Source organism: Petrotoga mexicana DSM 14811, from assembly GCF_002895565.1.
GTDB lineage: Bacteria > Thermotogota > Thermotogae > Petrotogales > Petrotogaceae > Petrotoga > Petrotoga mexicana.
Map to the genome: position 1 here is coordinate 104570 of NZ_AZRN01000032.1, position 26808 is coordinate 131377.

Annotated in this window: 23 protein-coding genes and 2 pseudogenes; 19 read left to right on the plus strand and 6 right to left on the minus strand. The window is 37.8% G+C overall.

Annotated features, from left to right (window positions below; genetic code table 11):
* Nucleotides 1–4: 4 nt before the first annotated feature.
* The 3 genes from X927_RS07250 to X927_RS07260 all read right to left on the minus strand — a co-directional run bounded on the left by X927_RS07250 (nucleotide 5) and on the right by X927_RS07260 (nucleotide 5041).
* A complete protein-coding gene (locus X927_RS07250; protein WP_103077424.1) occupies nucleotides 5–1396 on the minus strand; it encodes an ABC transporter permease in 1392 nt (463 codons plus the stop codon).
* Complete coding sequence (locus tag X927_RS07255) at nucleotides 1393–2442, minus strand: ABC transporter permease (protein WP_103077425.1); 1050 nt, start codon at nucleotides 2440–2442, stop codon at nucleotides 1393–1395. Before X927_RS07255 ends, X927_RS07250 begins: the two co-directional genes overlap by 4 nt.
* Nucleotides 2443–2533: 91 nt before the next feature.
* The gene (locus tag X927_RS07260) at nucleotides 2534–5041 is read right to left on the minus strand and encodes an ABC transporter substrate-binding protein (protein WP_103077426.1); all 2508 of its coding nucleotides are present in this window, start codon (nucleotides 5039–5041) and stop codon (nucleotides 2534–2536) included.
* 367 nt (nucleotides 5042–5408) lie between these two features.
* On the opposite strand from X927_RS07260, the gene X927_RS07265 reads away from it, so the two are divergent.
* Entirely contained in the window at nucleotides 5409–6020 is a 612-nt protein-coding gene (locus X927_RS07265; RefSeq protein ID WP_024271099.1) for an IS110 family transposase, read from the plus strand.
* Between the two features lie 248 nt (nucleotides 6021–6268).
* On the opposite strand, the gene X927_RS07270 is transcribed toward X927_RS07265, so the two are convergent.
* The 3 genes from X927_RS07270 to X927_RS07280 all read right to left on the minus strand — a co-directional run bounded on the left by X927_RS07270 (nucleotide 6269) and on the right by X927_RS07280 (nucleotide 8896).
* Entirely contained in the window at nucleotides 6269–6478 is a 210-nt protein-coding gene (locus X927_RS07270; RefSeq protein WP_103077427.1) for a hypothetical protein, read from the minus strand.
* Nucleotides 6479–6744: 266 nt separating this feature from the next.
* Nucleotides 6745–7980: a replication-associated recombination protein A gene (locus X927_RS07275; protein ID WP_103077428.1), complete on the minus strand. Its 1236-nt coding sequence runs from the start codon at nucleotides 7978–7980 to the stop codon at nucleotides 6745–6747.
* A complete protein-coding gene (locus tag X927_RS07280; protein ID WP_103077429.1) occupies nucleotides 7955–8896 on the minus strand; it encodes an NAD-dependent epimerase/dehydratase family protein in 942 nt (313 codons plus the stop codon). Before X927_RS07280 ends, X927_RS07275 begins: the two co-directional genes overlap by 26 nt.
* 578 nt (nucleotides 8897–9474) lie before the next feature.
* On the opposite strand from X927_RS07280, the gene hflK reads away from it, so the two are divergent.
* From hflK to ltrA, 18 genes and pseudogenes are all read left to right on the plus strand, one after another.
* On the plus strand, nucleotides 9475–10470 hold the full coding sequence (gene hflK, locus X927_RS07285; RefSeq protein WP_103077430.1) for an FtsH protease activity modulator HflK: 996 nt from the start codon (nucleotides 9475–9477) through the stop codon (nucleotides 10468–10470).
* Nucleotides 10467–11327 (plus strand): protease modulator HflC, encoded by an 861-nt coding sequence (gene hflC / locus X927_RS07290; protein ID WP_103077431.1) that lies wholly within the window; start codon nucleotides 10467–10469, stop codon nucleotides 11325–11327. The genes hflK and hflC overlap by 4 nt, the downstream gene beginning before the upstream one ends.
* Nucleotides 11327–13249 carry a hypothetical protein gene (locus tag X927_RS07295; RefSeq protein ID WP_146026595.1) on the plus strand — a complete coding sequence of 641 codons (1923 nt, stop codon included), beginning with the start codon at nucleotides 11327–11329 and terminating at the stop codon, nucleotides 13247–13249. The genes hflC and X927_RS07295 overlap by 1 nt, the downstream gene beginning before the upstream one ends.
* A 358-nt stretch (nucleotides 13250–13607) precedes the next feature.
* Nucleotides 13608–14306: a tRNA1(Val) (adenine(37)-N6)-methyltransferase gene (locus X927_RS07300; protein WP_103077433.1), complete on the plus strand. Its 699-nt coding sequence runs from the start codon at nucleotides 13608–13610 to the stop codon at nucleotides 14304–14306.
* A gap of 276 nt (nucleotides 14307–14582) precedes the next feature.
* Complete coding sequence (gene dprA, locus X927_RS07305) at nucleotides 14583–15575, plus strand: DNA-processing protein DprA (protein WP_169925191.1); 993 nt, start codon at nucleotides 14583–14585, stop codon at nucleotides 15573–15575.
* 191 nt (nucleotides 15576–15766) lie between these two features.
* A pseudogene (glgB, locus tag X927_RS07310) lies at nucleotides 15767–17953 on the plus strand (1,4-alpha-glucan branching protein GlgB).
* A gap of 444 nt (nucleotides 17954–18397) precedes the next feature.
* Nucleotides 18398–19408 carry a mannose-1-phosphate guanylyltransferase gene (locus X927_RS07315; protein ID WP_103077435.1) on the plus strand — a complete coding sequence of 337 codons (1011 nt, stop codon included), beginning with the start codon at nucleotides 18398–18400 and terminating at the stop codon, nucleotides 19406–19408.
* A gap of 66 nt (nucleotides 19409–19474) precedes the next feature.
* Entirely contained in the window at nucleotides 19475–19747 is a 273-nt protein-coding gene (locus X927_RS07320) for a LysO family transporter (RefSeq protein ID WP_103077436.1), read from the plus strand.
* On the plus strand, nucleotides 19744–20316 hold the full coding sequence (locus tag X927_RS07325) for a LysO family transporter (RefSeq protein WP_103077437.1): 573 nt from the start codon (nucleotides 19744–19746) through the stop codon (nucleotides 20314–20316). The genes X927_RS07320 and X927_RS07325 overlap by 4 nt, the downstream gene beginning before the upstream one ends.
* A gap of 597 nt (nucleotides 20317–20913) precedes the next feature.
* The gene (locus X927_RS07335) at nucleotides 20914–21366 is read left to right on the plus strand and encodes a nucleotidyltransferase domain-containing protein (protein ID WP_103077439.1); all 453 of its coding nucleotides are present in this window, start codon (nucleotides 20914–20916) and stop codon (nucleotides 21364–21366) included.
* Between the two features lie 3 nt (nucleotides 21367–21369).
* Complete coding sequence (gene hepT, locus X927_RS07340; protein ID WP_103077440.1) at nucleotides 21370–21795, plus strand: type VII toxin-antitoxin system HepT family RNase toxin; 426 nt, start codon at nucleotides 21370–21372, stop codon at nucleotides 21793–21795.
* A 528-nt stretch (nucleotides 21796–22323) separates the two neighbouring features.
* The gene (locus X927_RS07345) at nucleotides 22324–23202 is read left to right on the plus strand and encodes a DegV family protein (protein ID WP_103077441.1); all 879 of its coding nucleotides are present in this window, start codon (nucleotides 22324–22326) and stop codon (nucleotides 23200–23202) included.
* Between the two features lie 264 nt (nucleotides 23203–23466).
* Nucleotides 23467–24369 (plus strand): RpnC/YadD family protein, encoded by a 903-nt coding sequence (locus X927_RS07350; RefSeq protein ID WP_103077442.1) that lies wholly within the window; start codon nucleotides 23467–23469, stop codon nucleotides 24367–24369.
* A gap of 210 nt (nucleotides 24370–24579) precedes the next feature.
* Nucleotides 24580–24909, plus strand: coding sequence for a hypothetical protein (locus tag X927_RS07355; RefSeq protein ID WP_103065656.1), 330 nt, complete (start codon nucleotides 24580–24582; stop codon nucleotides 24907–24909).
* Nucleotides 24910–25000: 91 nt separating this feature from the next.
* On the plus strand, nucleotides 25001–25165 hold the full coding sequence (locus X927_RS10475; protein ID WP_103077443.1) for an Rpn family recombination-promoting nuclease/putative transposase: 165 nt from the start codon (nucleotides 25001–25003) through the stop codon (nucleotides 25163–25165).
* 7 nt (nucleotides 25166–25172) lie between these two features.
* Nucleotides 25173–25391, plus strand: a complete 219-nt coding sequence (locus X927_RS07365) for a DUF4351 domain-containing protein (RefSeq protein ID WP_169925184.1) — start codon at nucleotides 25173–25175, stop codon at nucleotides 25389–25391.
* Between the two features lie 211 nt (nucleotides 25392–25602).
* A complete protein-coding gene (locus tag X927_RS10210; RefSeq protein ID WP_169925173.1) occupies nucleotides 25603–25746 on the plus strand; it encodes a hypothetical protein in 144 nt (47 codons plus the stop codon).
* A 75-nt stretch (nucleotides 25747–25821) separates the two neighbouring features.
* Nucleotides 25822–26643: pseudogene (ltrA, locus tag X927_RS07370) on the plus strand (group II intron reverse transcriptase/maturase); the annotation flags it as partial.
* Nucleotides 26644–26808: the final 165 nt, after the last annotated feature.

Consider the following 26808-nt stretch of genomic DNA (forward strand, 5'->3'; position numbering starts at 1 on the left):
ATATCTACCTCGTTCTCAATTTTGGATTTAAAATGGTGTCCATTGCAAAACCTAAAAAGGCAAAAGTCATACCTACTAAAGCGATAGCAATTCCAGGAGGTACAACCCACCACCAAAGACCGTTTGTTACGGCTCCGCCGTTCATGGCATCGTGGAGAATTTGCCCCCATGTAACTATTGTGGCATCTCCTAAACCAAGTAAACTAACGGTTGCCTCGTAAAGAATAGCGTTTGGTACATTAAGGGCCATACTTGCAAAGGCATATGGTATCAAAATCGGAACCATATGTTTGAAAATTATCCTTCTATGTGAAGCGCCCAAAGCTTTTGCAGCTTCAACATATGTTTCCTCTTTAATTTGCAAAGCCATACTTCTTACTGTTTTAACAGGGCCTACCCAAAAAAACAAACTCATCATTAAAATAAGACTCCAAATAGAGGGCTTAAATATTGCTGATAAAACAATTAAAACAGGAAGAAGAGGTATGTTGATAAAAATTTCCCAGATTCTTTGCATTATAGAATCAACTATACCACCATAATATGCAGAAATAACTCCGTAAATCACTCCTACTGACACTGAAATTGCAGATGTCATGAGCCCTATGAACAAAGCCCACTTTATGCCTGCTACTAATCCACTCCAAACATCTCTTTTAGAGTTATCTGTACCTAGTAAACCAGAAACGCTTCCAGAAACAACTAACCTTGTATCTTGTATAGTAGTATCCTCAGTCATTTTTATTAGATTAATGTTTAGCTTGTATGTCCCATTTAATGGAGTTGGATTTGAAAAAAGCTCACCATTGGCTTGTGAAAAAAGTACAGTATTTACATCAACCCTTGGCGGTAAGTTTTGCACATATCTCCTAGCAAAACTTTGAACGTTGTTAATCGCTTCATTAATAATTGATATTCTAAAGTCTTTTTCAGTGTTTGAACTAAAACTTTTGTTCACCAGATTGATTTTATTACCATCTGGACGTTCCAAAACAATATTCAAACTAAAGTTACCTTTAAACGTCCCTCTATATATTAAATCAACGGGGGGAACGTCATAATCGTAATCGTACTCTATAACAGAATTTAACATAGTTATTGGGCCAGAAACGTTTTGTTCAGTATATTCCAAATCTTCAAAATACGCAGTGGGAGTGTAATCCTTTTGAGAAAACCAGTTTATCCAGATTGGAGGAACGCTTCGAGGGTTATCTTCCCAATATGTAATATCTCTCCACCTTGTAGAAGCTTCGGGAAATGGGATTAAAAATTGTTCAAAAACAACTAAAACTATAAAAAGAAGTAAAAGAATAATTCCAGCTATACCAAATTTAACTTGCTTAAACTCATCCCAAAAATCTTTTAATTGCTTAACAACACGATTTGTTTTATTCACGCTTTCCCACCAACTTTTATTCTAGGGTCTAAGAAGCCGTATATCAAATCCAAAACGACGATACCAGAAATGTATATCAGCGTTGTTATAGAAAGGTTACCCAAAAGAACAGGGATATCGTTCATCTGAACCGCTGCCCAATAAAGGTTCCCCATTCCAGGCCAACTGAATATACCTTCAAACACAAGCGCACCAGAAAAAGAAGCTAACAACGATAAAAGTGACATAGTTAAAATAGGAGGAGCAGAGGTTCTTAGAGCATGACCATACAAAACGGATCTTTCAGGAATACCTCTTGCCCTTGCGGACATTATGAAATCTTCTTGAAGATTTCCTAAAACTATATTTCTAGTTAAATATGCCCTTCCCCAAAAACCTATGAATACTAAAGTAATTACAGGTAAAGCCATATGGTATAAAGTATCAAGGAATCTTCCGAAAAAGGTTGTTGGAGGTGGGACACTGTTCATACCTCCTGATGGGAAAATGGGTATTGCAAATGCGAACAACATAATCATAACCATTCCAAACCACCAAGATGGCAGACCATATACCCCCATAGTGATTATAGAAGTGGTTTTATCCATTATCTTTCCAGCTTTTTGAGCCTTTTTTATACCCAACCATACACCTATCAGAATATCTATAATTATGGCGGTAGTGAACAACATCAAGGTATTGGGAATTCTTTCTAAAACTATTTTAAGAACATCCGTTTCACCTTTAAAAGATCTCATTACAGTTGAGTTCCCATAATTGAAAGTCAACGTATCGATAGCCCTCCAAAAAATTCTAGAAAGGATAGGGTCATCTAAGTGATACAATTGACGAAGCTCACTGATCCTTCTCTCTCTGTATTCTACCAAATATTCCGGATCCGTTCCTACCTGTGACATTTTCATCATTTCACCGTTTACTTGTTCGACTATTTGACTATTTAACGTCTGATCCATTACCGTGTTAAATAAAGCTGAATATATGAAAATGATTACAACATAGATAACAACACCCATCAATATTCTTCGAACAGCATATCTCCAATACATACGGTTAATCACCTCTGTATATAATTCAACTTTTCTAAAAATAGGCTCCCATAAGGGAGCCCTTAAACTTTAAAAATGACTTTTTAGAAGGTTAATACACAACGATTGTTGTTGAATAAGTGGATGGAATTGCTCCTTCTGATCTTGCAGTTACTACAACCGCATAAGTACCAGGTTCTAATGTATTAAGCACGTCTCCAGGTATAGTTGCAACAAATGTTCCAGCTGTTTCTACTTCAGCCTTGAAAGTTTTTGGCCCTTCTGGTGTGATCAAAGAAACTTCCACGTCCCCTTGAGGAGCGGGGGAATATGTATCGTATGGGTAAAGAACCTCAGATACATAGATCGTAACTGGTAAGTCTAACCCTCTTATAGCAGCAAAAGCAAGATTTATACTATCAACGTTCAGTCTGACGGTTTCAAAGTACTCATTCCAGTATCCGCGTTCGAATGGGTATCTCTCATCTCTAACAGCGGTTAATTCGACAAAACGTGCACTTGGATCATATTTTGTCATCTTGAAGGGACCATTCCCAATATAAGCATGATTGTATTCATTAACAAAATTAAGTGCAGTTTGATATCTTTCAACAGCCTCATCAGGTGTAATCATATCTTTAATGTAAATAGGTACGTACCTTTCATCTATCATCTTTTGTAGTTCCGCTTTAATATCGTTAACCGTTGCAGGCTCAAGTACATCCACTTCGTAGACGTTCCCACCTGCGGCTGTTGATGAGAACGTGTACTCTCTTCCTGATGCGCCTCCATGTTCAACCAATCTTGTTAAAGCTTCAACAATTTCCCAAGAAACACCTATTGGTTGTCCTGATTCAGAAACTGTCCAATCAGGGGCTCCCCAAGAAGCTAAGTACATATCATCAACTGGAAAGTTGTAATCAAACCATACGGTTATTGAACCATCTTTATTTACTTTTCTTGCAACCTCAACTTCTAATCCGGGCATTGCAGAAGCAGAGTAAGTTGCATCGTACCTTGAGTCACCTTGTCCAGAATCAACTGAAAGGTCCCATGAATAGGATCGTTCATACATATAATCCACTAAGCTTTCAGAGAGCCCATGATTCCACACACCGTATATTATGTCGTAAGTACAAACACTTATAGATGTAACGCCTGGTCCTACAGGTACCCATTTTTTACTGTCAGGATCAAATTTAATAGCATCCTCGGGGACCTTTATTAAACCAACCATTTCACCGTTTTCATCAATTTCAAATTTGGTGTCTAATGTATCCATCCTTGGAACAACTTTTGCAGGTGTAATATCAGCTGAGGCTGGACTTTCAAACATACCGTAGTCGTACATATTGGAGGCAACGTTTATGGAATACACATCGTTGAATCCATCCGTTCCTACAGGGTCCCAAGCACCCATGAACAAAGATCCTTGGGCAGAGAATTGAGTGACCCTCAAAACTCGATCAACCGTATCAGCTGTTAAAATAGACCACTGATTCAATCCGTCTCCAAGTCCATAAACCATTCGTCTGTTGAATCGATCTTTGTTCGCAACATAGAAGTCTTCTTGGTAGGCCAGATATATTCTAACAGAATCTCTTATACCCAGTTCAGTTGCCCTCAGAATCATATCCCAATATTCTTCTTCTGTTGCAAAATTTCCTGAATAAACCTTTTGAGTTAGATCATCAATCTCATCTTGTTCATAATTCCAAAATGTTGGCTCTTGACCTCCTGGCATATTAGCATACCAAGGTGCATACATTTGGGCAACAATATGGTGCCAGTACTTTCTCGTAGCACCCGCACCCCAACCTTCTGTGTATATATGCCATTGTAGATCGGCGGGATCTGAGTAATAAGCGATATCCACTGCTGCATATCTGTCTAATTCTAATCTTTCAACCTTTATACCAGCTTTTTCAATTTGATCTGCTATGTATCTACCTGCTGGCAACCTTCCTGTAGGATCGTCTACACGAATTAAGAATTTCAACGTGACTGGTTGTCCATCGAAAGTCCACCATTGACCGTCTTTTACCAACCTTCCTTTATTTTCAGGCAAATTGGCAGCCTCATTCATAGCGTTCTCTATCATTTCAAAAGCTAGCTCTTGGTTACCTTCTGGTGTAAAACCCATATTTGCAGTTATATCAAGGTACGGTTGTGTACCCGGCTGTCCTGGGGTTGCCATCGTATACATTACTCCACCTGCACCTTGAAGAATCTCGTCGACTAAATACTGTCTATTAATTAGGAAGTTCATAGCAAACCTTACTTCTTGAATCGCCAACGGATTGAAATACTCCACACCGTCAACATTCACTGTATAGGGAGGCTCGTTTGGTATAGGATTGAGTAATAAAGACCAAGAACCTGATGGAATGTTGTAAATATCCAAGTTTTCAAGTACCGATTGAGGCAAAGAATTAATCACTGGAGCCCCAACACCGGTTAAAAAGACATCCACATTTCCAGCTGCGACATCTTGTATTGCGACATCTTGTTGCATTCTCACATCGAAATACACCTTATCCGGCATAGGTCCCTTTTCTGCTAAGGCAAAAGCAGAAATCAAAACAAAAGTAACCAACAAAAAAGTTGCTACTTTCCTCATAATACCCCTCCTCGTATAATATGTATAGTTATGAAACTTAAAAAATGGTATTAAAAATCTGTCTTTTGATCTTTTTTATTATTTCTTTTGTAAAGAGATGCCCTAATGCTAAAATAGTACCAGGATTATTAGCGACGGAAGATTCCTTCCCCCCCTGCAAGGCCTTTTGGCCGTTGCCTAAAAAGCTTGTTTCCTGACTTAGCAGTCAACTTGCTAACCGATTACTGCATCACCCTTGATTAGGCCATCAGCAAGGCTATTTTTCATTGGTGGATGCTCATAGAGCGCGAGGTTGCCTTTGGCTGCTAAGATTAGGGCATCTCTTTCTTTCATCCTTTATCTTTTTTCGAAAGGTGGTAAAATAACTATGAATTACGACGTTTTATCTACTTTGTTTGTCGGTATCGATGTGAGTTCTCTAACTAATACAGTTTGTGCAATTGATTTCCAAAACAATAAACTCCTTGATTTTGATACTAAAAATAACAGAATAGGTGCTGAATACATTGCTGAGGCTATCTCCAATTGCCTTGTTTCTAACAACCTTGATTATGTCGTTATCGCTTTGGAAGCTACTTCTTTTTACAGTACTCACATAGCCAATTTCCTGTCAACCAATAAGAAACTTTTGCCTTTTAAACCTCTTGTGTACCAGCTTAATCCAAAAACTACCGCCAATTACAAAAAGACTTTTGTCGATATCGATAAAACAGATCATTTGGACGCTTACGTCATAGCCGATTTCGCTAGATGTGGCAAGATTTCTTCTTCCCCTTGGCGTGGTTCTCAGTTTTTGGCTTTACAAAGACTTACACGCCATAGGTTCCATTTAGTTCATACACTCGTTTCTGAAAAGAATTGGATGCTTTCCAACATTTATTTGAAATTCAGTGAATTGGCTGTGAATAATAGGGATAAGCCCTTTTCCGATATATATGGTGCTACATCTTGTGCTGCTTTGACTGAGTTCTATTCTTAACTTCTTTTCAATCTCATGATAATTTGGCTAAACTCGTAGAACTGACTTGGAGAAAACGCTAATCAGGCAATTATTCCTTTTTTCTTTTTTTCAAGTCTATTTTGTGTTTTGCTGAAAGTATGGGGACTGTCAGTTACGCTAATTTTTAACAATTTTTTTGATTTTTACAACTTGACATATCACCGATTAGCTTTATCAAGTACCACATAAACTATTTTCATGGTACAGCCTGAGAAAATTGCCAAATTTTAACAGTATGGACATTCGCCAGTTAGTACTGAATTACCGCCCCAATGGCACAAAATATTAGAATTATCAATCACCACATCTTGTATTGCGACATCTTGTTGCATTCTCACATCGAAATACACCTTATCCGGCATAGGTCCCTTTTCTGCTAAGGCAAAAGCAGAAATCAAAACAAATGTAACCAACAAAAAAGTCGCTACTTTCCTCATAATACCCCTCCTTTGCGATTTGTAAATCATAATTGAAACCAACCTACCCACAACAAAAACTTAAAATTACAATATATTATTACTACTTAACAATATTTTCAATCCCATAAACAATTATAGTAAAGTTTACAGAGATTGTCAAGTAGAAAAAAACTAATTAACAGTAATCTAAGATGTTTATTGCCAATTATTCCTAAATAATGAAGAAAATTTCAATAATGCTAACTTTTTCGAATTTTTATGAAAAAAATTTCATTAATCGTTGTTCAGTAGTTCTTCTTATTTTTCCATAGATCTTTTAATCGTTCTTTTATACGCTTTTCAATGCCAATTTCCTTTGGCGTGTAAAATTGGGTATTTTCAAAACCTTCTGGCATGTAACTTTCTCTAACGAAACCTCCATAATCGTGAGGATACTTGTACCCCTCTCCAAAACCTTGTTTTTTCATTCTTTTGTTCAAAGGATTTATCAATTTAGGGGGTATCTCGAAATTATTTTGGCTTATAAACTCTTTGGCTTTAGCGTAGGCTAGGTATGCTGAATTAGATTTTGGTGATGAACATAGATAAATTGTAGCTACAGATAATGGAAGATAACATTCGGGGTAACCAACATGTTCAGTAGCTATCATCGCTGATACAGCGATATTTAAGGCGTTAGGATCAGCCAAACCAACATCTTCGGCAGATAAAATAACCATCCTTCTTGCAATATACATAGGGTCCTCGCCGCTTTCAAGCATATAAGCAAGGTACAACAATGCGGCGTCCACATCGCTACCCCTCATACTTTTTATATATGCAGAAATTAAGCTGTATTTTGCATTTTTATCGTAAGTTAGTCTATACCCGGTGAAATCTTTTAGAAATTCTAAATCAATTGAATTGATCCCAGCTTCATTTGCTGTTTCTATTAAATTCATTATCCTTCGAAGATCATTTCCAGCATATTCTATCAGTGCTTTGCGTGCCTCTTTTGTAATTTTCAAATCTTTGTAATAATCTTCTATTTGTTGGAATAATTTTTCATAATCGTCAACAGTTAGTCCTTTAGTTTTAAAAACTAATACCCTCGATAACAAAGCAGGATTTACACTAATAGCTGGATTTTCTGTGGTCGCCCCTATGAGAGTTAATTCGCCTGTTTCAACACTTAAAAGTAAGGTGTCTTGTTCGGCTTTATTTAATCGATGTATTTCGTCAACAAATAATAATTTGGGTTTTGAAAAAAGATTATTCTTTTGCTCTATTATGTCCTTAATTTTTTTCTTTCCTTCTATAGCCCCTGAAATAGAAAAAACATCGTAATAATCTTTTATTTCGTTTATTAAAGCCCTTACAATCGTAGACTTACCGCTGCCAGGTTCACCATATATAATGAAAGATCTAACCTTTTTATTCTTTATCCAGGTTTTAAGTATTTCTTTCAACTTTTCGTTACCCAGTACCTCGTCAACCTTTTTTGGTCTAATTATCTCATAAAGAGGTTGTGTACCACTCAATGGTGTTTTCCACCCCTTTTTCTAAATCGTATTTAGGCTTCCATCCTAAAATACTTTTTGCCTTAGCATTCGAAAGTAAGCTTATCTTCACATCCCCATCTCTTTCTGGCTTATAAACCGGGTCATTTTCATAGCCTGTTTTCCTTTTCATCACTTCAAAAAGCTCGTTTACGGTGGTCTTTGTGTTGGTTGAAATATTTATCGTCTCTTTATCCGCTTTATTTATTGATAAAAAGTTGGCTTCAACGACATCAAAAACATGTACAAAATCTCGTACCTGTTCTCCATCACCGTAAATAACTATCTCTTTTTTCTCAACCATATTTTGAGTGAAGATTGCCACTACCCCTGCTTCTCCCTTTGGGGTTTGTTTTGGGCCATATACGTTGGCATATCTCAATATGGTGTAATTCAGATCATATTGGAGTGAAAAAAACTCTATGTACTTTTCGCAAGCAAGTTTTGAAATAGCATAAGGGCTAATAGGATGTGGGCAGTAATCTTCTGAAGTGGGAATAGGAGCGTTATCACCGTAAATAGCCCCTCCTGTAGAAGAAAATACGAACTTTTTAATCCCGTACTTAACGGATAATTTCAATAAATTCAAAGTACCCATCACATTGATTTCGGCGTCCCAGTTTGGGTCTTTAACAGAATCGGGAACAGAAATCTGTGCCGCTAAATGAAAAACATAATCAAACTTGTGTGTTTCAAATATTTTCTCCAAAACATTATAATCTCTAATATCTTGTTGGTAAAAAAGAGCCATAGGTGACAAGAATTCTACATTTCCTGTGGAAAGATTATCTATAACAACTACGGAATGGCCTTCTTTTATCAATCTATCAACTAAATTTGAACCTATGAAACCCGCACCCCCAGTAACGAGGATTCGATATTTGTTTTTATCAACCATATTTTACCTCCAAAAGTGATGATGATTTAGCGCCCTTTTACCCCGCTCCCCACCCATAAGGAAAAGATTAGAAGAGCTCCGCCCTTCGCTTTACACTCCTATTAATGGAAGGAGTTGAGAGCTTTACCCTTCGCTCTCCATACAAGTTAAGGAGAGAAGAAGTTGATACTGTACCTTATATTATACTAATTATAACACTCTATAACCTCAAATGTATTTTTGAAATTTAAATAGATTAGATTAAAAAAGCTTCTAACATATGCAACTTTTATGTTATAATTAATTTTAAGCCCTTTTGCTGTTCTATGCAAAAAAACTTTTATTAAGCAAAATAGGGAAAAATCCCTTTCCTTATGGGTGGGCTGCGGGGGTAGGGCGCTAATAAAGACCAAGCAAAGCTTACAAAATGACTTTGCAAACAACTAATTTACAAAAAATCTAGTTTCAAATGGGTCACAGGGCGAAGCCCTCCCCCCAGCTGGTTTAAGGACCGTAGGTCCTTTCTTAAAATGGGCGGGCTGCGGGGTGAAAGGGCGCTATCGCTTAGTATTTCATACTTTTAAAAGAGGTGAGTAATTTTGGCTGAATATGAAATCTTCAATCCCAACGAAGAATTTGACGATGAGGGTAACAATCATGAAGGTCATAGATGGCGCAATATAATTATTATTGCTGTTATTATTGCGATTGGTGTTTACCTTTTAACCGGTGTTTATCAGGTAGGACCTTCTGAAGTAGCATTAGTTAAGACATTCGGTGAATACAAATCCACCGCAGGACCAGGCTTACACGTTCATCTACCCTACCCTGTTCAATCCCATGTTATAGTCGATGTAAGAACAATAAATAAGGTTGAACTAGGTTTTAGAACTACCAGCACTGGAAGAACCCCCACATACAGTTCATACACTGATGAAGCAGAAATGATCACTGGAGATCAAAATATAATTAGTATAGAAGCGGTGGTTCAGTATAGGGTAAATGACCCAGTAGCGTATGCCTTCAATGTAATTCAAGGGTACGACTTAGTTAAATCGACCTCTGAAAGCGTACTTAGAGAACGTGTTGCTCTGTCAGAGTTAGAAAACGTCTTGACTACAGAGAGAGATCAAATTGCCATGGAAACAGCTGAAAGAGTTCAGTCCATACTAGACAGTTACAACTCTGGTATTCTAATACAAAACGTTTATCTCCAAGCAGTAACACCACCAGAACCTGTGGTTCCAGCTTTCGATGATGTGAACAACGCACGTCAAGACCAACAAACAGCAATAAACGAAGCACAAAGGTACGGCAATGACATTATTCCAAGAGCTGAAGGAGAAGCTCAAAGAATCTTAAACGACGCGCAAGCTTATGCCTATGAACAAGTTGCCAAGGCAACAGGAGAAGCAGAAAGATTCAAAGCTTTACTGGAAGAATACCAAAACTCCGAAGACATTACAAGAAAAAGATTAATATTAGACTCTGTACAACAAATGATTAAAAATTCAAAGATACAAGTAGTCTCAGAAAAAGGAGACACCTTGAACTTTTTGGATTTAAGTGAATTTATTGGTGGTGATGCACAATGAAAAATACGACGCTATGGGCAGTAGTTATAATCGTAGCTTTTTTTGTAATTCTCTTTAGTTTTACGGCTTTCTACATCGTTGATCAAACTCAGCAGGCAATAGTCCTTAGATTTGGAAATATTATAAGCATAAAAACGGAACCAGGAATATATGTAAAAACTCCCTTTATAGACAACGTAGTTAAACTCGAGAAAAGAATCATGATCTATGACATACCCGTAGAAAGAGTAATAACTTCCGACAGAAGAACTATCTTAGCCGATACATATGCAATATGGAGGATAGAAGATCCTCAAAAGTTCATTGAAACACTCAGGACCGTAGAAGTTGCTAAGACAAGAATCGACGACATCGTTTATTCTCATGCAAGAGATGTTATAGGAAATTACACATTTCCTGAGGTCCTTTCAATAGAAAGGCTTGCAATCCTGGAAGAAATAAAAAATCGCAGTGAGGCATCACTCGAAGATTTTGGAATAAACGTAGTTGACGTAAGGCTCAAAAGAACCGATCTACCTCAAGAGAACACTGAAGCTGTATACGAAAGGATGAAAAGTGAAAGGTACGCCATGGCTGCTCAATTAAGGGCTGAAGGAGAAAAAGAAGCCCAAAGAATGAAAGCCGAAGCTGACAAACAAGCAAGTATAATAAGATCAGATGCCCAAAAAGAAGCTGATATCATAAGAGGAACAGGTGAGGCAAGTGCAATAAACATTTACTCAGAAGCTTATTCCTTGGATCAAGATTTCTTCGAACTCCAAAAAATAACAGACATTTACAAAGACTCTTTCAACAACAGTGTATTAGTAATACCCAACGATTCACCTTTACTTGAACTTTTCTATGAGGTGGAATAGTGTTGAAGCTAGTTTCTAAGATAGTATTATTCTCGATGTTAATAATATTACTCTCGGGATGTCAATACGTTGGTAATTCTAATGTTGATTTTGAAATCGTAATTCCAACCAAAATTTCCCCAAATATCCCGTTAACGATAAAAACAAACTTTTACTATGAAAACGTGGAAATAATTATCGACGGTGAGGAGATTGCTCCTTCCTATCTTATGAGTGAGGAGGAGACTTTTTCCTCCCTTATGGATGGTGAGGAAGCTTCCTCCTCCATTCTTATGGACGACGAAGAAACTTCCTCCTCCATCTTTATGGACGGCGAGGAAGCCGCTTCTTCCTCTTTCCTTATGGGTGGGCTGCGGGGCGAAGGGGCGCTAACAAAGACACTCTTCCTCACGGGTGGGCCGCGGGGCAAAGAGGCGCTTTACAACATCAACGATGGCCTCCACACAATCAATATCAAATTTTTAGATAACAAAAACAGAATTATCACTGAATATGCCACAAACATAACTTTTGATTCCACTCCACCAAAACCATCATATTTCAACCAAGAACTATCGGCAGGCAATTTAAATTTAGAATACAAAGTAGATGAAAAAGACTTTTCTGAAGTCTCTTTATACTACAACGAAACAGAATTAGCCTCTTCGACTTCGTTACAAGACAGTTTCTCAATAAAAATGACCAAAAATTCCGGAATTAAAAATTACGTTCTACAGTTCAAAGATGATGTCGAAAACACTTACAATCACCCGATCGAAATAGATACGGACATTGACAAACCTCCGGTTATAAACTCAGACATTGTAAGCGTTAATCTTTTTTCAGAAATCAATATGAAGATTTCTGATGACTGGGATGATAACTTTTTAGTTCTCATAGATGATGGAGATAAAGTTAAATACCCATCAGAATTGTTACTAAAGCCAACAAACAATGCAACTATGATTGTTTTTGACTCAAACAAAAATAAAACCGAGAAATTTGTAAATTTTAACGTTGACGATCAAATCCCTACCCCGCCTGAAATTACGGCACGGCTAATCTCTGAAGACATGGATTACATATCTTGGCGATATGATCCCAACTATCAAAATTACGTTGTCGAAAAATATGATGAAATATTTGGCTGGGAAAAAATTTTTGAATTAAAAAACACGTTCATTGAAAACCCAAATTATGATATTATTTTTGTAAGAAAAGTTACCAACAATGGAACATACGGGTTACCTTCAGATCCGGTAATCACTCTCTCAGAGGCTCTCGTTCCATATGCCTCTGGTACGATAAACAAAGTAGACAAAAACCTTTTCTTGCCACAAATTAACACGCCCTTTGTTATAGCTTCTGATATACTAATACCCGAAGGGAAAACATTTTTGGTAGAATCTGGAAACCAAATCAGATTATATAACGGTGCGACTGTGGTTGTTGAAGGGTTAATGTTTTTAATGCCAGGATTTGATAAAACTCATATATTTGGAGAAGGAGAAATAGCACTAAACGGTGGAACCATAATCGCCTACGACACAGACTTTGAAAACATCAAATTTACAGGCAAAGGGAAATTATTATTTCTTAAAAACTCAACCCTGGATAATTACAGCTCAATTGACACACAAAGCATAGGGAGAATTTGCATTTACGACTCATCTATATCGGACTACGTTAAAATAACAAACTCATCTGGTGTTTATACCAATAATACTTACTTAAAAGAAATATCGTTAAATAACGTGGCAGAATCATTATTCAAAAACTCAACAATAGACCTTTTCAACTCATCTATAAACAGCAGAACGATAATGGAAACTTCTACTATAAAATTAATGAACATTGAAACATTCTCATTCATGAACAGCATTGATACTAAAATAGAAAGACTAAATATAGGGGAATATTCAATATTTCTAAAAACAGAATAAAAGGGCAAAGCCCTTTTGAAGCTCCTTAGATGGGCGGGCCGCGGGGTAAAAGGTACAGACCCCCTTCCTTACGGGTGGGGAGCGGGGGAAGGGCGCAAATAAAGACCCTTTTCCTCACGGGTGAAAAACAGAGTCTAAGGGACCGTAGGTCCCTCTTCCACATGGGTGGGCTGCGGGGCGAAGGGGCGCAAATAATTACTAAGCGCAGCTTACAAAAAAACTTTTAATCAATCAACTCACAAAAAACGCTCCACTTTTAAAAAGGTTCGCAGGGCGAAGCCCTCATTCTAGCAGAGTTTAAGGGACCACAGGCCCCTTCCTAAAAAGGGTGGGGAGCGGGGTGAAAGGGCGCTAACATATGGACACAACCACCAAAATCCATCAAATAGACCAAATTTACAGATCACTAAAACTAAAAACACCCAACAAACATCATCTCCCAACACATGCAAGTGTACTATTATTAGCCACTCATCCAGCAAAAGACAACTCCACCATCGTCGAACTCGGAAGTGGCATAGGGCACGTCAGCCTTGTAATTGGGAAAATGCTACCAAACAGCAAAATAATAGGTATAGAAATACAAAAAGAACTATATGAATACTCCTTACAAAACAAAGAAACAAACGAAATAAACAACGTAGAATTCCTCAATACAGAAGTAAAAAACGTCAAAAATCATTTTGACACAGAATCTATAGACTATATAATTTCAAATCCTCCACACTACTTTGATGGATTAAAAAGTCAAATCAGCGATAGAAAAATTGCCAGATCAGCTGAAGACTTAAAGGTATTAGAAGATTTCATCTATGCTTCAAAATACCTTTTAAAAAACAAAGGACTAGGTTGTTTTATAATTCATCCTTACGTCCTTTCAGACGTATTAATAATCTTAGAAAAAAATAATTTAGAACCTCAACACATATATATCGCCTACGGAAACAAAGAAAAAGACGCCCAACTAATCTCTTTGACATTCAGAAAAAACGGAGGTAGAAATCTGCTCATTCACCCTCCGATCTTCTTCTCTGAATGGTCTAGGGAGCGCAGTTAAAGGAAAGACCTCTTTCCCTTATGGGCGGGCTGCGGGGGAAGGGCGCTAAATAAAGAACTCTTTTCCTTATGGGTGCGTTCGGAGACCTTAAGGGGTTTACCCTTCAATGTTTGGGTTAAAGGGACCGCAGGTCCCTTCCTAAAAAGGGTGGGCTGCGGGGCGAAGGGGCGCTAATAAAGACTAAGCGTAGCTTACAAAAAAACAATAAAAATCATTCCACAAAAATAAGAAATTGATACTAGCGGGAAAAAGGGTGGAAGGAGGCTTTCACAATCATTGAACATACTAGACATCATAACCCTCAAAGAAGTATATAAAAAATCCAACAAAGAACTCTTAGAATACACAGAAACAAACACATCACCCACACTATTCAAAGAAGAATTCGAAGAAAACAAAAGAAAAATCGTTCAAAGCTTAGACAAAATAAAAGATTTAGGCATAATCACTTACTGGGACGAAGAATATCCAGATCTATTAAAAATCATCAACGACCCTCCAGTAATTCTTTACTATTTCGGTGATCCATCGCTTTTAAAAAGCAAAACAGTCTCCATTGTTGGAACAAGAAAAGCCACAGATTACGGAAAATCTATATGTGCTGAAATCGCCAAAGTCCTGAGCAGCTACACTATAGTAAGTGGAATGGCATATGGAATAGATTCGATAGCCCAAAGAAACGCAAGAAAAACGATTGCCGTTCTAGGTAACGGGATAGACATAATATATCCAAAATCCAACGAATCACTCTACAACAAAATAAAAGAAGAAGGGCTAATAATATCAGAATATTTCCCAGGTACCAGGGCAACAAAATACACATTCCCGTACAGAAACCGCATAATTGCAGCTCTATCTGAAAAAACCATAGTTGTGGAAGCCGCTAAAAAAAGTGGATCACTAATAACCGCAAGATACGCACTCGATTATGGAAGAGAAGTATTAGCCGTACCAGGGGATATAACAAGGTTAAATTCATACGGTACTAATTATCTAATCTACTCTGGCGCCACCCCCATAATCTCTTTACAACACCTAAAAGAGTTATTTGGAATAACCAACTTAGAAGGGGAAAGTCCCTCTGAAAATCTTGAAGAAATGGAGGTAAAAGAAAAAATACTAAAACTAATAAACGAAGGGAAAAATAACTTAGACTCAATATGTGAAACCTTAAAAGAAGACGTCTCAACAATATTATCCACTATAATGCAACTAGAAATAGATGGGAAACTCTCCCAAGAAAACGGCACATACTTTACCCTAAATTAATAAAACCCCTTAGATGGGCTGCGGGAGAAACCCTTTCCCATTTCCTTAGATGAGAGGGCTTTTTGGGATGAAAAGGTACATACCCCCTTCCTCACGGGTGGGGAGCGGGGGAAGGGCGCTATCAAAGAACCTCTTCCTTATGGGAGGGCTGCGGGGCGAAGGGGGGCTAACACAAAAGGAGGTGGCAACACATGCCAATACTAACGGAAAAAGAAATCAACATGCTTGTCAATGCAGAATGTCACGACCCCTTTATCTATCTAGGCTTAAGAGAACTCGACAAAGAAAACTTAGTCATAAGGGTTCTACAACCCTTTGCAAAAGAAGCATATTTGATTTCTAAAAACACCACCGTCAAACTCGATAAAATCCACGAAGCTGGACTCTTTGAAAAAAAGATCCCAGGATCCCAAATATTTGAATACGAAATAAAATGCACAGACTACAACGGCAACACCTGGACTTACAAAGACCCCTACTCTTTTTTACCAGTCATATCTGAATACGACAGATATCTCTTCAACGAAGGGAACCATTACAAAATATACGAAAAACTAGGCGCGCACCCAATGAAAATAAACGGAACCGAAGGGGTTTTATTCTCAACGTGGGCACCAAACGCTAAAAGAGTCAGCGTCGTTGGTAACTTCAACAATTGGGATGGAAGAATACATCAAATGAGGGTCTTAGGTCAATCAGGAATATGGGAAATCTTCGTTCCTGGTGTTGTTGAAGGAGACTTATACAAATTTGAAATCAAAACTCAAAATGGAGACCTCTTACTAAAAACAGACCCTTACGGAACTTACTTTGAAGTAAGGCCCAAAACAGCCGCCATTGTATACGACATACAAAACAAACACACATGGAACGACTCCAAATGGATGGAAGAAAGAAAAAATAAAAATTGGATAAAAGAACCGATGTCAATCTATGAAGTCCATCTAGGCTCCTGGGCAAGAAAAGAAGAAAATCAATTTCTAAATTATAGGGAATTAGCGGAAAAACTTTCAGCATACCTTAAAGAAAACCATTTCACCCACATAGAACTATTACCTGTAAGCGAACACCCCTTAGACATCTCTTGGGGATACCAGGTAACAGGCTACTATGCCCCAACAAGCAGGTTTGGAAAACCCGAAGACTTCATGTACTTTGTAGATAAAATGCATCAAGAAGGTATAGGCGTCATCGTTGACTGGGTACCTGGGCACTTCCCAAAAGACGCACATGCTTTGGGAAGATTCGATGGCACGGCGCTTTACGAACACCTTGACAGTAGATTGGGAGAACACAAAGACTGGGGAACATACATATTCAATTACGGAAGAACTGAAGTTAAAAACTTCCTATTGACAAACGCACTATTTTGGTTGGATAAATACCACATCGACGGCTTAAGGGTAGACGCTGTGGCTTCAATGCTATACTTAGACTACAGCAGACAAGATGGAGAATGGATTCCCAACAAATACGGTGGGCGAGAAAATCTTGAAGCCATTGATTTCATCAAACAACTCAACACCGTCGCCTATCAATACTTCCCTGGGATTGTAACCATTGCAGAAGAATCTACGGCATTTCCAGGAGTAACTACGCCGGTTCATGAAGGAGGCTTAGGATTTGCATTCAAATGGAACATGGGGTGGATGAACGACACACTAAGATACTTTAGCAAAGACCCAATCTTTAGAAAATACCATCAAAACGACCTCACATTTTCTTTAGTATACGCTTTTTCCGAAAACTTTATCTTATCCATTTCTCATGACGAAGTCGTACATGGCAAAAGGTCCCTTTTGGAAAAAATGCCAGGTGATGATTGGCAAAAATTCGCAAACTTAAGACTCTTTTACTCCTACATGTATGCCCATCCTGGGAAAAATTTACTCTTTATGGGAAGTGAAATAGCCCAAAGAAAAGAATGGGACTGCTCCAACAGTTTAGACTGGCACCTATTACAATACGAACCTCACAAAAAAACACAACTATTTTTAAAAGACTTAAATATACTGTACAAAAATCACCCAGCATTATTTGAAATCGATCACCGTTATGAAGGCTTCGAATAGATAGACTTCAACGATGCGGACAACAGTGTAATATCTTTTATAAGAAAATCAGAAAACGAAGACGAAATCATCGTCTGCGTCTTCAATTTCACACCAGTACCAAGGGATAACTATAGGATAGGCGTACCAAAAAAAGGCGTATACCAAGAAATACTCAACACCGACTGGACACAATACTACGGAAGCGGAGTAGACAATCCAAAAGAAGTATACTCTCAAGACATACCCATGCATGGAAGAGAACAATCCATAATACTCACACTACCACCTCTAGGTGGACTATATTTCAAATTCCTAATAAAATAAAGGTCCTTTCCTTATGGGCGGGCTGTGCGGGTTGAAAAGAAAAAAGAAACTTTTCCTTATGGGTGAGCTGCGGGGGTAGGGCGCTAACAAAGAACCTTTTCCTCACGGGTAGAACGGTGCAATCCTTTCCTCTTTCCTTAAATGGGCGGGTTGTTGTGATGAGAAGATAGAACTTTTTATCCTTATGGGTGGGCCAGCGGGGGTAGGACGCTAAAAAAGAACCTTTTCCTCATGGGCGGGCTGCGGGGCGAAGGGGCGCAAATAATGGCTAAATGCTGCTTACAAAAAACCTATAATCAATCAACTCACAAAAAACACTCCACTTTTAAAAAGGTCCAAGGGCGAAGCCCTCATCCCAGCAGAGTTTAAGGGACCGCAGGTCCCTTTCCGAAGAGAGGTGGGGAGCGGGGGAAGGGCGCTAAAAGCTATAAAGGGAGGTTAGTTATGAAGGCAATAATCCTTGCAGGAGGCTCAGGAGAAAGATTCTGGCCTCTATCAAACTCAAAAACACCAAAACAATTTCTAAAACTTTTCTCAGACAAAACCCTCATAAGAGAAACCTATGAAAGAATGCGCTACAAAATGGAGCCCAAAGACATCTTTATCATCACATCAGAAAGATACCAACAACTAACGATGAAAGAAATCCCAGAAATACCAAAAGACAACATCATCTTAGAACCAATTCCAAGAAACACCGCACCAGCTTGTATGATAGGAACTCTAACAGCCCAAGATGATGAGATAGTAACAATACTCCCTGCCGATCATTACATACCAGACAAATCAAAATTTTGGGACACCCTATCAAAGGCAATACAAGGTGCGCAAGAATTCGACGGACTATTCACCTTAGGAATAACGCCAACCAGGCCAGAAACTGGTTACGGTTATATAGAAGCAGGAAAACCAATAAGCAACTCTACTTACAAAGTCAATTCATTCAAAGAAAAACCAGATCCTGAAACAGCTAAAACTTTTCTATCAAAAGGCAACTTCTATTGGAACAGCGGGATCTTTGTATGGAAAAAAAGCACATTCTTAGAACAAATGAAAAAACATTCTTCTGATATATATAATAAACTCATAAACATCTCTCCATGGGATACAGATAATTTAAGAAAAATCATGCCCAGTATCGAAAAAATAAGCATCGATTACGCCCTATTAGAGCGATCTGATAAAGTCTATGTAGTTAAAGCAGATTTTACATGGTCTGATGTAGGAAACTGGGTATCAGTAAGAGAACTGCAAGGATACTCAGATAACGACGAAAACGTTGAAGTTATAAATGGAAAAAATGTGTTCGTTAAATCCGATAAATTTGTAGGAATAATTGGATTATCAAATATTATAGTAGTTGAAGGAGAAAACGGTATCTTAATCACAAAAGAAGAAAACTCCCAAGACGTAAGAAAAATATCGGAAAAACTAAAAAAAATGGGGAAATTTTAAAAATATAGGGGCTCCAGAATGGAGTCCTTTACTTTTCCTCATGGACAAGCTGCGAGGTGATCCATTATGATGGTTGGGATACTTATAGCTTTTTCAATTGGCCTTTTTTTTGGATTAAAAGGAAGGCTAAAATGGTTGAAAAAAATTAAACCCGTCTTATGGTCAACAGTTCTGTTGCTCTTTTTCATGGGTTATGAAATTGGCAACGATGACACTTTGATTTCTCAAATTAAAGAAATTGGAATCACAGCTTTATACATAGCAGTTTTTTCCATTGTTGGGAGCGTTCTTTTCACTTCTATTTACGAAAAGTTTTTTAAAAAGGAGAAGTCTAAATGATATTGCTATTATCTGCAGTCATTGCTGGAATAATATCCGGTATCTATTTTAACTTTAATATCCCGAACAATTTAACAACTATTTTACTAATGTTTTTAGTTTTTAGCGTTGGGGTTGATATTGGCAGTGAAGAAAAGATACTCTCAAAATTAAAAGTCAACATGAAAAATATACTTTTTCAATCAATTTTAACCATATTAGGAAGTCTTATCTTTGGCTCTTTGGTAATATTTTTTACGGACTTGAATTTAAAAGAATCACTAGGCGCATCTGCAGGATTCGGTTGGTACTCTCTTTCAGGGGTTATGATCAGCAATCTCTACTCCCCTGTTTTAGGAGCAATTTCTTTCACTGCAAATGTAATTAGAGAAATTTTAGCAATAGTTTTAATTCCCTTAGTTGCTAAATGGTCTCCTCTAGGAGCAGCATCAATTGGAGGAGCCACTTCAATGGACACAATGCTCGGAGTAATAGCAAAAAGCACCGATAAAGAAACTACTCTAATAGCCTTTGGACAAGGAGTAATACTTTCTCTTTCCGTTCCAATTCTCATAACAATGATTTTTTAGAAAAAGTAAAGCTTTTTTCCTTAAACGGGTGGGTAAAGAGGCGAAGCCCTAATTTTCCTTCCTTAGATGGGCGGGCTGCGGGGTGAAGGGGCGCAAATAATGACTAAGCGCAGCTCACAAAAACGCACTTTTTTAAAAGGGTCACAGGGCGAAGCCCTTCACCCCCCGTGGGTTTAAGAGACCGCAGGTCCCTTCCTTAGATGGGTGGGGAGCGGGGGAAGGGCGCTATAAAACTTATTATACGGAAGTATATGATAAAATAACTCACCTTCAAAAAGATATGATATAATTAAAATAGTAAAAATCAATTTAATCCTCATATGGACGGGCTGCGGGAGAATCGGCGCCAGAATCTCTTCCTTAGATGGGCGGGCTGCGGGGCGAAGGGGCGCAAATAATGACTAAGCGCAGCTCACAAAAACGCACTTTTTTAAAAGGGTCACAGGGCGAAGCCCTTCACCCCCGTGGGTTTAAGGGACCGCAGGTCCCTCTCCCTCACGGGTGGGGAGCGGGGGAAAGGGACGCTGCATCTATCTTTTTAAAGTTTCCCAAGACAGTATAAGATTTAAATACAAAAGAATTAAGCAGGTGAACAACATGGTTCAGAACAAATTAGAATTCATAAAAGATTTGTGTAAAAAATATAAAATAGGGTTAGTCTATTTGTTTGGTTCACAGAAAGAAAAGGCTTATCAGTTACTAAAAAACAATGATGATAATGATATAAAAATAGATGATCCCCTCACAGACATAGATGTGGGAATAGTTTTTTTGTTTGATTTGGATACTATAAAGCAAAGATACAAGCTTTATGCCAGTATATACAATGAATTAGAAGAATTATTCAAACCTCACAAATTAGATCTGGTATTTTTGCAAGAAACTCATTCTGTATTCCAGACTGAAGCGTTAAAAGGCATATGCGTATATAGTGAATCGGAAAGTTTCAAAGATGAATATGAAATGATGATATTAAGGCGTGCTGCGGATTTTAAATATGTCCTCGATTTATACCATAAAGAAGTATTAGAAAAGTACGAGGAGAAATGAAAGATGATAAATAAAGAGCTTATTAGAGATAGATTGATATTCATCAATGACTATCTAATTCAATTAGAAATATTATCTCACTTATCAAAAGAAGAATTTCTACGAGATAGAAGAAACCCTGCAGCCGCTGAAAGCTTTCTCCGAAGGTCTTTAGAAGCAATCTTTGATATTGGAAGGCATATATTAGCTAAGACAGGTAGCATAGACATGTCCACTGAGTATAAAGCTATTGCTTTGGGGCTTGGAGAAAAAGATATTATAAACATGAATTTGAGCCAGAAATTAATTCAAATGGCTGGTTATCGGAATAGATTGGTCCATATGTATCACATGATCTCTCAAGAAGAGCTGTACGATATAATAACAGAAAATTTGGATGACATTAGACAATTCATTAAAAGTATAGAAAAATTCATCGAAAATAACTGATTATCTCAAAAGAGTTCTATATGCTCGATTATAGACTCTTCCCTTTCCTTTAAGATCCACTGAGCATTCTTCCCCTCAATATTTCTCACTTTTGTCAGAGCGATTTTGTCCCCCTTACGCTTCCTTATAGGGCATGGGATACAGATGGAGCTCTTTCCCTTTTCCTTATGGGTGAAAAACAGGGTTTAAGGGACCGCAGGTCCCTCTTCCTCACGGGTGGGCTGCGGGAGTGAAAGGGCGACAGAAGCTCTTCCTTAGATGGGCGGGCTGCGGGGCGAAGGGGCGCAAATAATGACTAAGCGCAGCTCACAAAAACGCACTTTTTTTAAAAGGGTCACAGGGCGAAGCCCTTCACCCCCCGTGGGTTTAAGGGACTGCAGGTCCCTCTTCCTCACGGGTGGGGAGCGGGGGAAGGGCGCTATAAAATTCATCATACAGGATTTGTGTGATAGGGTAGTATATTTTTATTTGCAAATTGATATATAATTATAATTATAATTGAAAAAACTATTTAAGGGAGGATTTTTTATGCCTAAAACAGCACAAATAGTTGATGCAGCAAGCAATTTACCAACAGAAATTCTTGAAAAATATAATATCGTAAAAATCCCTTTTTACATAACCTTTGATGGGAAAGAGTACCTTGTTCAAGGCAAAGATATATCCGATGAAGAATTTTATAAAAAAATGGCTGAAAATCCAGACAAAGCTCCAAAAACTGCAGCACCAAATCCAGAAGATTGGTTCAACGCTTTTAAAGAAACATATGATAAAGGTTTCAAAGAGATAATAGTCACAACAATATCAAGCGATTTATCTGCAAGCTATCAAAATGCCAATATAGCAAAAAATGATTTTACCGCGAAATACCAAGACGCAAAAATAACCTTAATAGACACAAGAACCTGTACATGTGGTCAGGCTGCTTTGGAAATAAAAATCGCACAAATAATTAAAAGTGGGAAAAAATATTTTGAAGAAATCTCTCAAATAGCCAAAGAATCGATCAAAAAAACCAGTACAATATTCACTGTAAAAACCTTGAAATACATGAAAGCCGGTGGAAGAATAGGTGGCGCCACACAGTTCGTCGGCACTCTATTAAATATAAAACCGATAATGGAATTTGTGAATGGAGTAGTAAAACCGATAAAAGCAGTTAGATCAAGAAGAAAATCATTAGAAGAAATGGTCAACATAATTTCCGAAAGAATAAAAGATCCTAAAAAAGCAATTATCTGTACAAGAAACGCCATGTGTAAAGAAGACGAAGAATACATGATAGAAAAACTCAAAGAAAAACTAAACTATGAAGGCAAAATATACTCAGGTACGTTGGGAGCAGTAATTGGAGCTCATTCTGGGCCTGGGGCAATAGGAATAGGCTTCACAGAATTAGAAGAATAAAACAAAAAGATGTAGGGCAGGCTGCGGGGCGAAGGGTGTTAATAAAGATCCCTTTCCTTATGGTTGAAAAGCGGGGAAAGGGACCGCAGGTCTCTCTTCCACACGGGCGGGCAGCGGGGGGAAGGGCGCTATAAAACTCATTATACAAGAGTTAGGCGAGAAGATAGCTCACCTTCAAAAACATATGGTATAATATAAATAGTTAATATAAATAGTTAATATAAACAGTTCAACAAACTATCGTGTAACCAAAAGGGGGAGCTGATGAAAGGCACCAACATAACCCGCAATCGTCAGGACATTATCTTCAAAAAGATGTCGGAGCTATTCAAAGACAAAACCATCGAATATTATGAATTAAACTTACCAAAGATAATCTCAGTAAAACCAACAGAACTACCGGTAATAAACGTATCAGACAGAAACATGGATTTTGTATTCGAACTAGAAGACAACTCACTATTACACTTAGAATTTCAAACCACGTGGAAGAAAGCAGACTTACTAAGATTTGCACAATACGACATAGCGTTATACCAAAAAGAAAGAAGAAAGATAAACACGGTGGTAATATACTCAGGGAAATACGAAAGTGCAGAAAATGAATTGGACATGGGTTCAAATAAATACAAAGTACAACAAGTATTCATGATAAAGTACGATGGAATAAAAAGGTACAAAGAAATAAAAGGAAAGATAGAAAAAGGAGAATCACTAACGGATAAAGACTTAATGGATTTAGTATTCTTACCCTTGATGAGAAACGAAAAAAGCGAAGAAGAAGTGACAAAAGAGGCGTTAGAGTTAGCGATTGAGATACCAGATGAAAACAAAAAAGAAGCGGTAATAGGATCGTTATTAGGGTTCTCAGACAATTATGTAAGGGAAGAGTACCTAAACAAACTGAAAGAGGTGATACGAATGACAAAGATAGGAGCCTCATTGTTTGAAGAAGGCGTAGAAAAAGGTAAAAGAGAAGGAGAAAGAAAAGGTAAGCTTGAAGAAAGAAAAGAATTAATCATAGAAATTCTAAACCAAAGGTTTGGAGAAGATTTTGATAAAAGATTAGAAGAAAAGATCAGAAAAGCAAACGAAGAAACCATAAACCAAATAAAGAAAAACATTCTAAATATTACATTAGACGAACTGAAAGAAATATTGAAATAATAATAAATAGGTAAAGCCTTTCCCCCTTTCTTAATAGTATTGAAGTGAAATCTAAGGTCTACAGACCACTTTCTTAAAGAGTAGGGAAGTGAGGAGATAAAACTTCTCTTTTCTTAAATGGGCGGGCTGCGGGGCGAAGGGTGCTATCTCTTAAGTTCTATGGGCCTTAAAGTTTCTATTTGCTTTTCAAAAAGAAGGGGGTAGCTTGTAATGCTTAAGGTGATGGGAGCCTACAAATTAGGCAAAGATTCGGGCTTAATTCTATACCACGATACAAAAGAAAAACTCTACTATACTTACCTATACTCCATGGGTTTAATGTTATATGGAGACTCCATAAAACAATCTCTTGATGAAACCAAGCAAGTTTTAAGCGAATACCAAGAATTTATAGAAAAAGGCAAGTTAAACCCTGCAACTCTATTAAAAGAAGAAAAATTAACTAAAACTATTCAATTATATTGGGGCTTATTAAAAGCAAAAATTTTTTCACATTTTAATAATAAAAAGAATTCTTCCCATTTTTTATTACACCACTAATGTTAATCCTTCAGGTAAATTAACCTAGTCCACGAAGCAAACAAACTCACCAAAGAAGCAAACAAACTCACCAAAAGTTTCTACACAGATTTTGAAGACATCTTTTGAAGTAGGTCTATCAATTAATTCCTTTAAAGATAAATTAATGAAGCACATAAAAAAGTTGTATAAAACAAGGATAAATGGGCAAGATGGCTACATATACATTCTGATGGAACACAAAAGCTACATTGAAGGGAAAGTAGGGAAGGGGTGAAATAGTGATGACAATAGCTGAAAAGTTGAGAAAGGAAGGTAAATTAGAAGGTGAAAGAGAAGGGAAACTTGAATTTGCAATTAGAATATTAAGCAAAAGATTTGGTAACCAACTAACTGAAGAGATAAAAGACAAGATAAGAAAAGCAGATGAAAAAACGATAGATTACATAGGAGACAACTTGTTAGAAATAACTATAGAAGAACTAAAAGAATTATTGAAATAATTTCTGAAAAGACGCCCTCCATGGGCGTTTTTCAATGTGCGCCCAGCATGCGCAATAGCTAAGCGGTGAAAGTCCGCTGTGGACCAGATAGCGGGAACCACTAGTCGAAGGCAAGGGTGTCCATCGTGAGGTGGAATCTGAAGGAAGCCCAAGGCAAAGTCCCGGTCCGATGAATAAGAACCAGATACAAGGCTAAGTGAAGTGGACGAGTTTGCATTTCAAAACGAAGTCCAATAGCTATCCAGAACTTCACGGAGTAAATCTGGCGGATAGATGGGATGAAAGTTATTGCACTTACCTGGGGAGATCTCAAGAATACGCTGTTAAGGCAACCCATGCAGCAATGTATGGCTGAATCTTGAGAAGTCAGCAGAAGTCATAGTACTCATTGGAAGATGAGGAAGGACTGAACAACAGGAGGTTTCGAATCTTGAAAGATGCGAAGGGACACGGAAAAAGCATACAACTTCGATTAGAAGGTTTCCTACATGAAGATAAGGGAGAGCCTGAAAATAATGTAGAAGCGCCTAGTATAACTTCTACGTCTGAAGGAGGAAGAAACGATGATAAGGGATGCAGTGAAGGGATGCTTGAAAAGATATTATCCAAGGATAATATGAATAAAGCATACAAGAAGGTAAAGGCCAATAAAGGAGCCCCCGGAATAGACGGGATGAAAGTAGAAGAACTCTTTGGATATCTCAAACAACATGGAGAAGAATTAAGACAAGAGCTCCTTGAGGGAAGGTACACCCCGAACCCGGTAAGGAGGAAAGAAATACCGAAACCGGATGGAGGGAAAAGACTACTAGGCATACCAACAGCAATAGACAGAGTAATCCAGCAATCCATAGGCCAGGTGTTGACACCGATTTACGAAAAGAAATTTGTAGATAACAGTTATGGATTCAGGCCATTACGAGACGCAAAACAAGCCATACGGAAAAGCAAAGAATACCTAAATGAAGGGCACACATGGATAGTGGACATAGACTTAGAACGCTACTTTGACACAGTCAACCATGACAAACTGATGAGGATAATATCAAAAGACGTAAAAGATGGCAGAGTGATATCCCTGATAAGGAAATACCTCAAGAGTGGGGTAATGGTAAATGGGGTAGTAATAGAAACTGAAGAAGGGACTCCACAAGGGGGACCGCTATCCCCATTACTAAGCAACATAATGCTCCACGAACTTGACGTAGAACTAACGAAAAGGGGACACAAGTTTTGCAGGTATGCAGACGATTCCTGAGTTTGACAGTTACAAAAACGTAAGAATTCTAGAACAGGCATGAATAATTGCAAAAAAGCGTTTTTCGCTTTCTCTTTTTTTCAAAAGTGTCACTACATGCCTTTCTTTTTCTTTGTTTATCAGTGTTTTAGCCTTACGTTTTCGCTTTGCTCCTTTCTA

Excerpts from the sequence above, each read along its gene's own strand:
- X927_RS07255 (WP_103077425.1), bottom strand. The coding sequence starts at position 2,442 with ATGTATTGGAGATATGCTGTTCGAAGAATATTGATGGGTGTTGTTATC.
- X927_RS07260 (WP_103077426.1), bottom strand. The coding sequence starts at position 5,041 with ATGAGGAAAGTAGCAACTTTTTTGTTGGTTACTTTTGTTTTGATTTCT.
- X927_RS07265 (WP_024271099.1), top strand. The coding sequence starts at position 5,409 with ATGAATTACGACGTTTTATCTACTTTGTTTGTCGGTATCGATGTGAGT.
- X927_RS07270 (WP_103077427.1), bottom strand. The coding sequence starts at position 6,478 with ATGAGGAAAGTAGCGACTTTTTTGTTGGTTACATTTGTTTTGATTTCT.
- X927_RS07280 (WP_103077429.1), bottom strand. The coding sequence starts at position 8,896 with ATGGTTGATAAAAACAAATATCGAATCCTCGTTACTGGGGGTGCGGGT.
- hflC (WP_103077431.1), top strand. The coding sequence starts at position 10,467 with ATGAAAAATACGACGCTATGGGCAGTAGTTATAATCGTAGCTTTTTTT.
- X927_RS07300 (WP_103077433.1), top strand. The coding sequence starts at position 13,608 with ATGGACACAACCACCAAAATCCATCAAATAGACCAAATTTACAGATCA.
- X927_RS07315 (WP_103077435.1), top strand. The coding sequence starts at position 18,398 with ATGAAGGCAATAATCCTTGCAGGAGGCTCAGGAGAAAGATTCTGGCCT.
- X927_RS07320 (WP_103077436.1), top strand. The coding sequence starts at position 19,475 with ATGATGGTTGGGATACTTATAGCTTTTTCAATTGGCCTTTTTTTTGGA.
- X927_RS07325 (WP_103077437.1), top strand. The coding sequence starts at position 19,744 with ATGATATTGCTATTATCTGCAGTCATTGCTGGAATAATATCCGGTATC.
- X927_RS07335 (WP_103077439.1), top strand. The coding sequence starts at position 20,914 with ATGGTTCAGAACAAATTAGAATTCATAAAAGATTTGTGTAAAAAATAT.
- hepT (WP_103077440.1), top strand. The coding sequence starts at position 21,370 with ATGATAAATAAAGAGCTTATTAGAGATAGATTGATATTCATCAATGAC.
- X927_RS07345 (WP_103077441.1), top strand. The coding sequence starts at position 22,324 with ATGCCTAAAACAGCACAAATAGTTGATGCAGCAAGCAATTTACCAACA.
- X927_RS07350 (WP_103077442.1), top strand. The coding sequence starts at position 23,467 with ATGAAAGGCACCAACATAACCCGCAATCGTCAGGACATTATCTTCAAA.
- X927_RS07355 (WP_103065656.1), top strand. The coding sequence starts at position 24,580 with ATGCTTAAGGTGATGGGAGCCTACAAATTAGGCAAAGATTCGGGCTTA.
- X927_RS07365 (WP_169925184.1), top strand. The coding sequence starts at position 25,173 with ATGACAATAGCTGAAAAGTTGAGAAAGGAAGGTAAATTAGAAGGTGAA.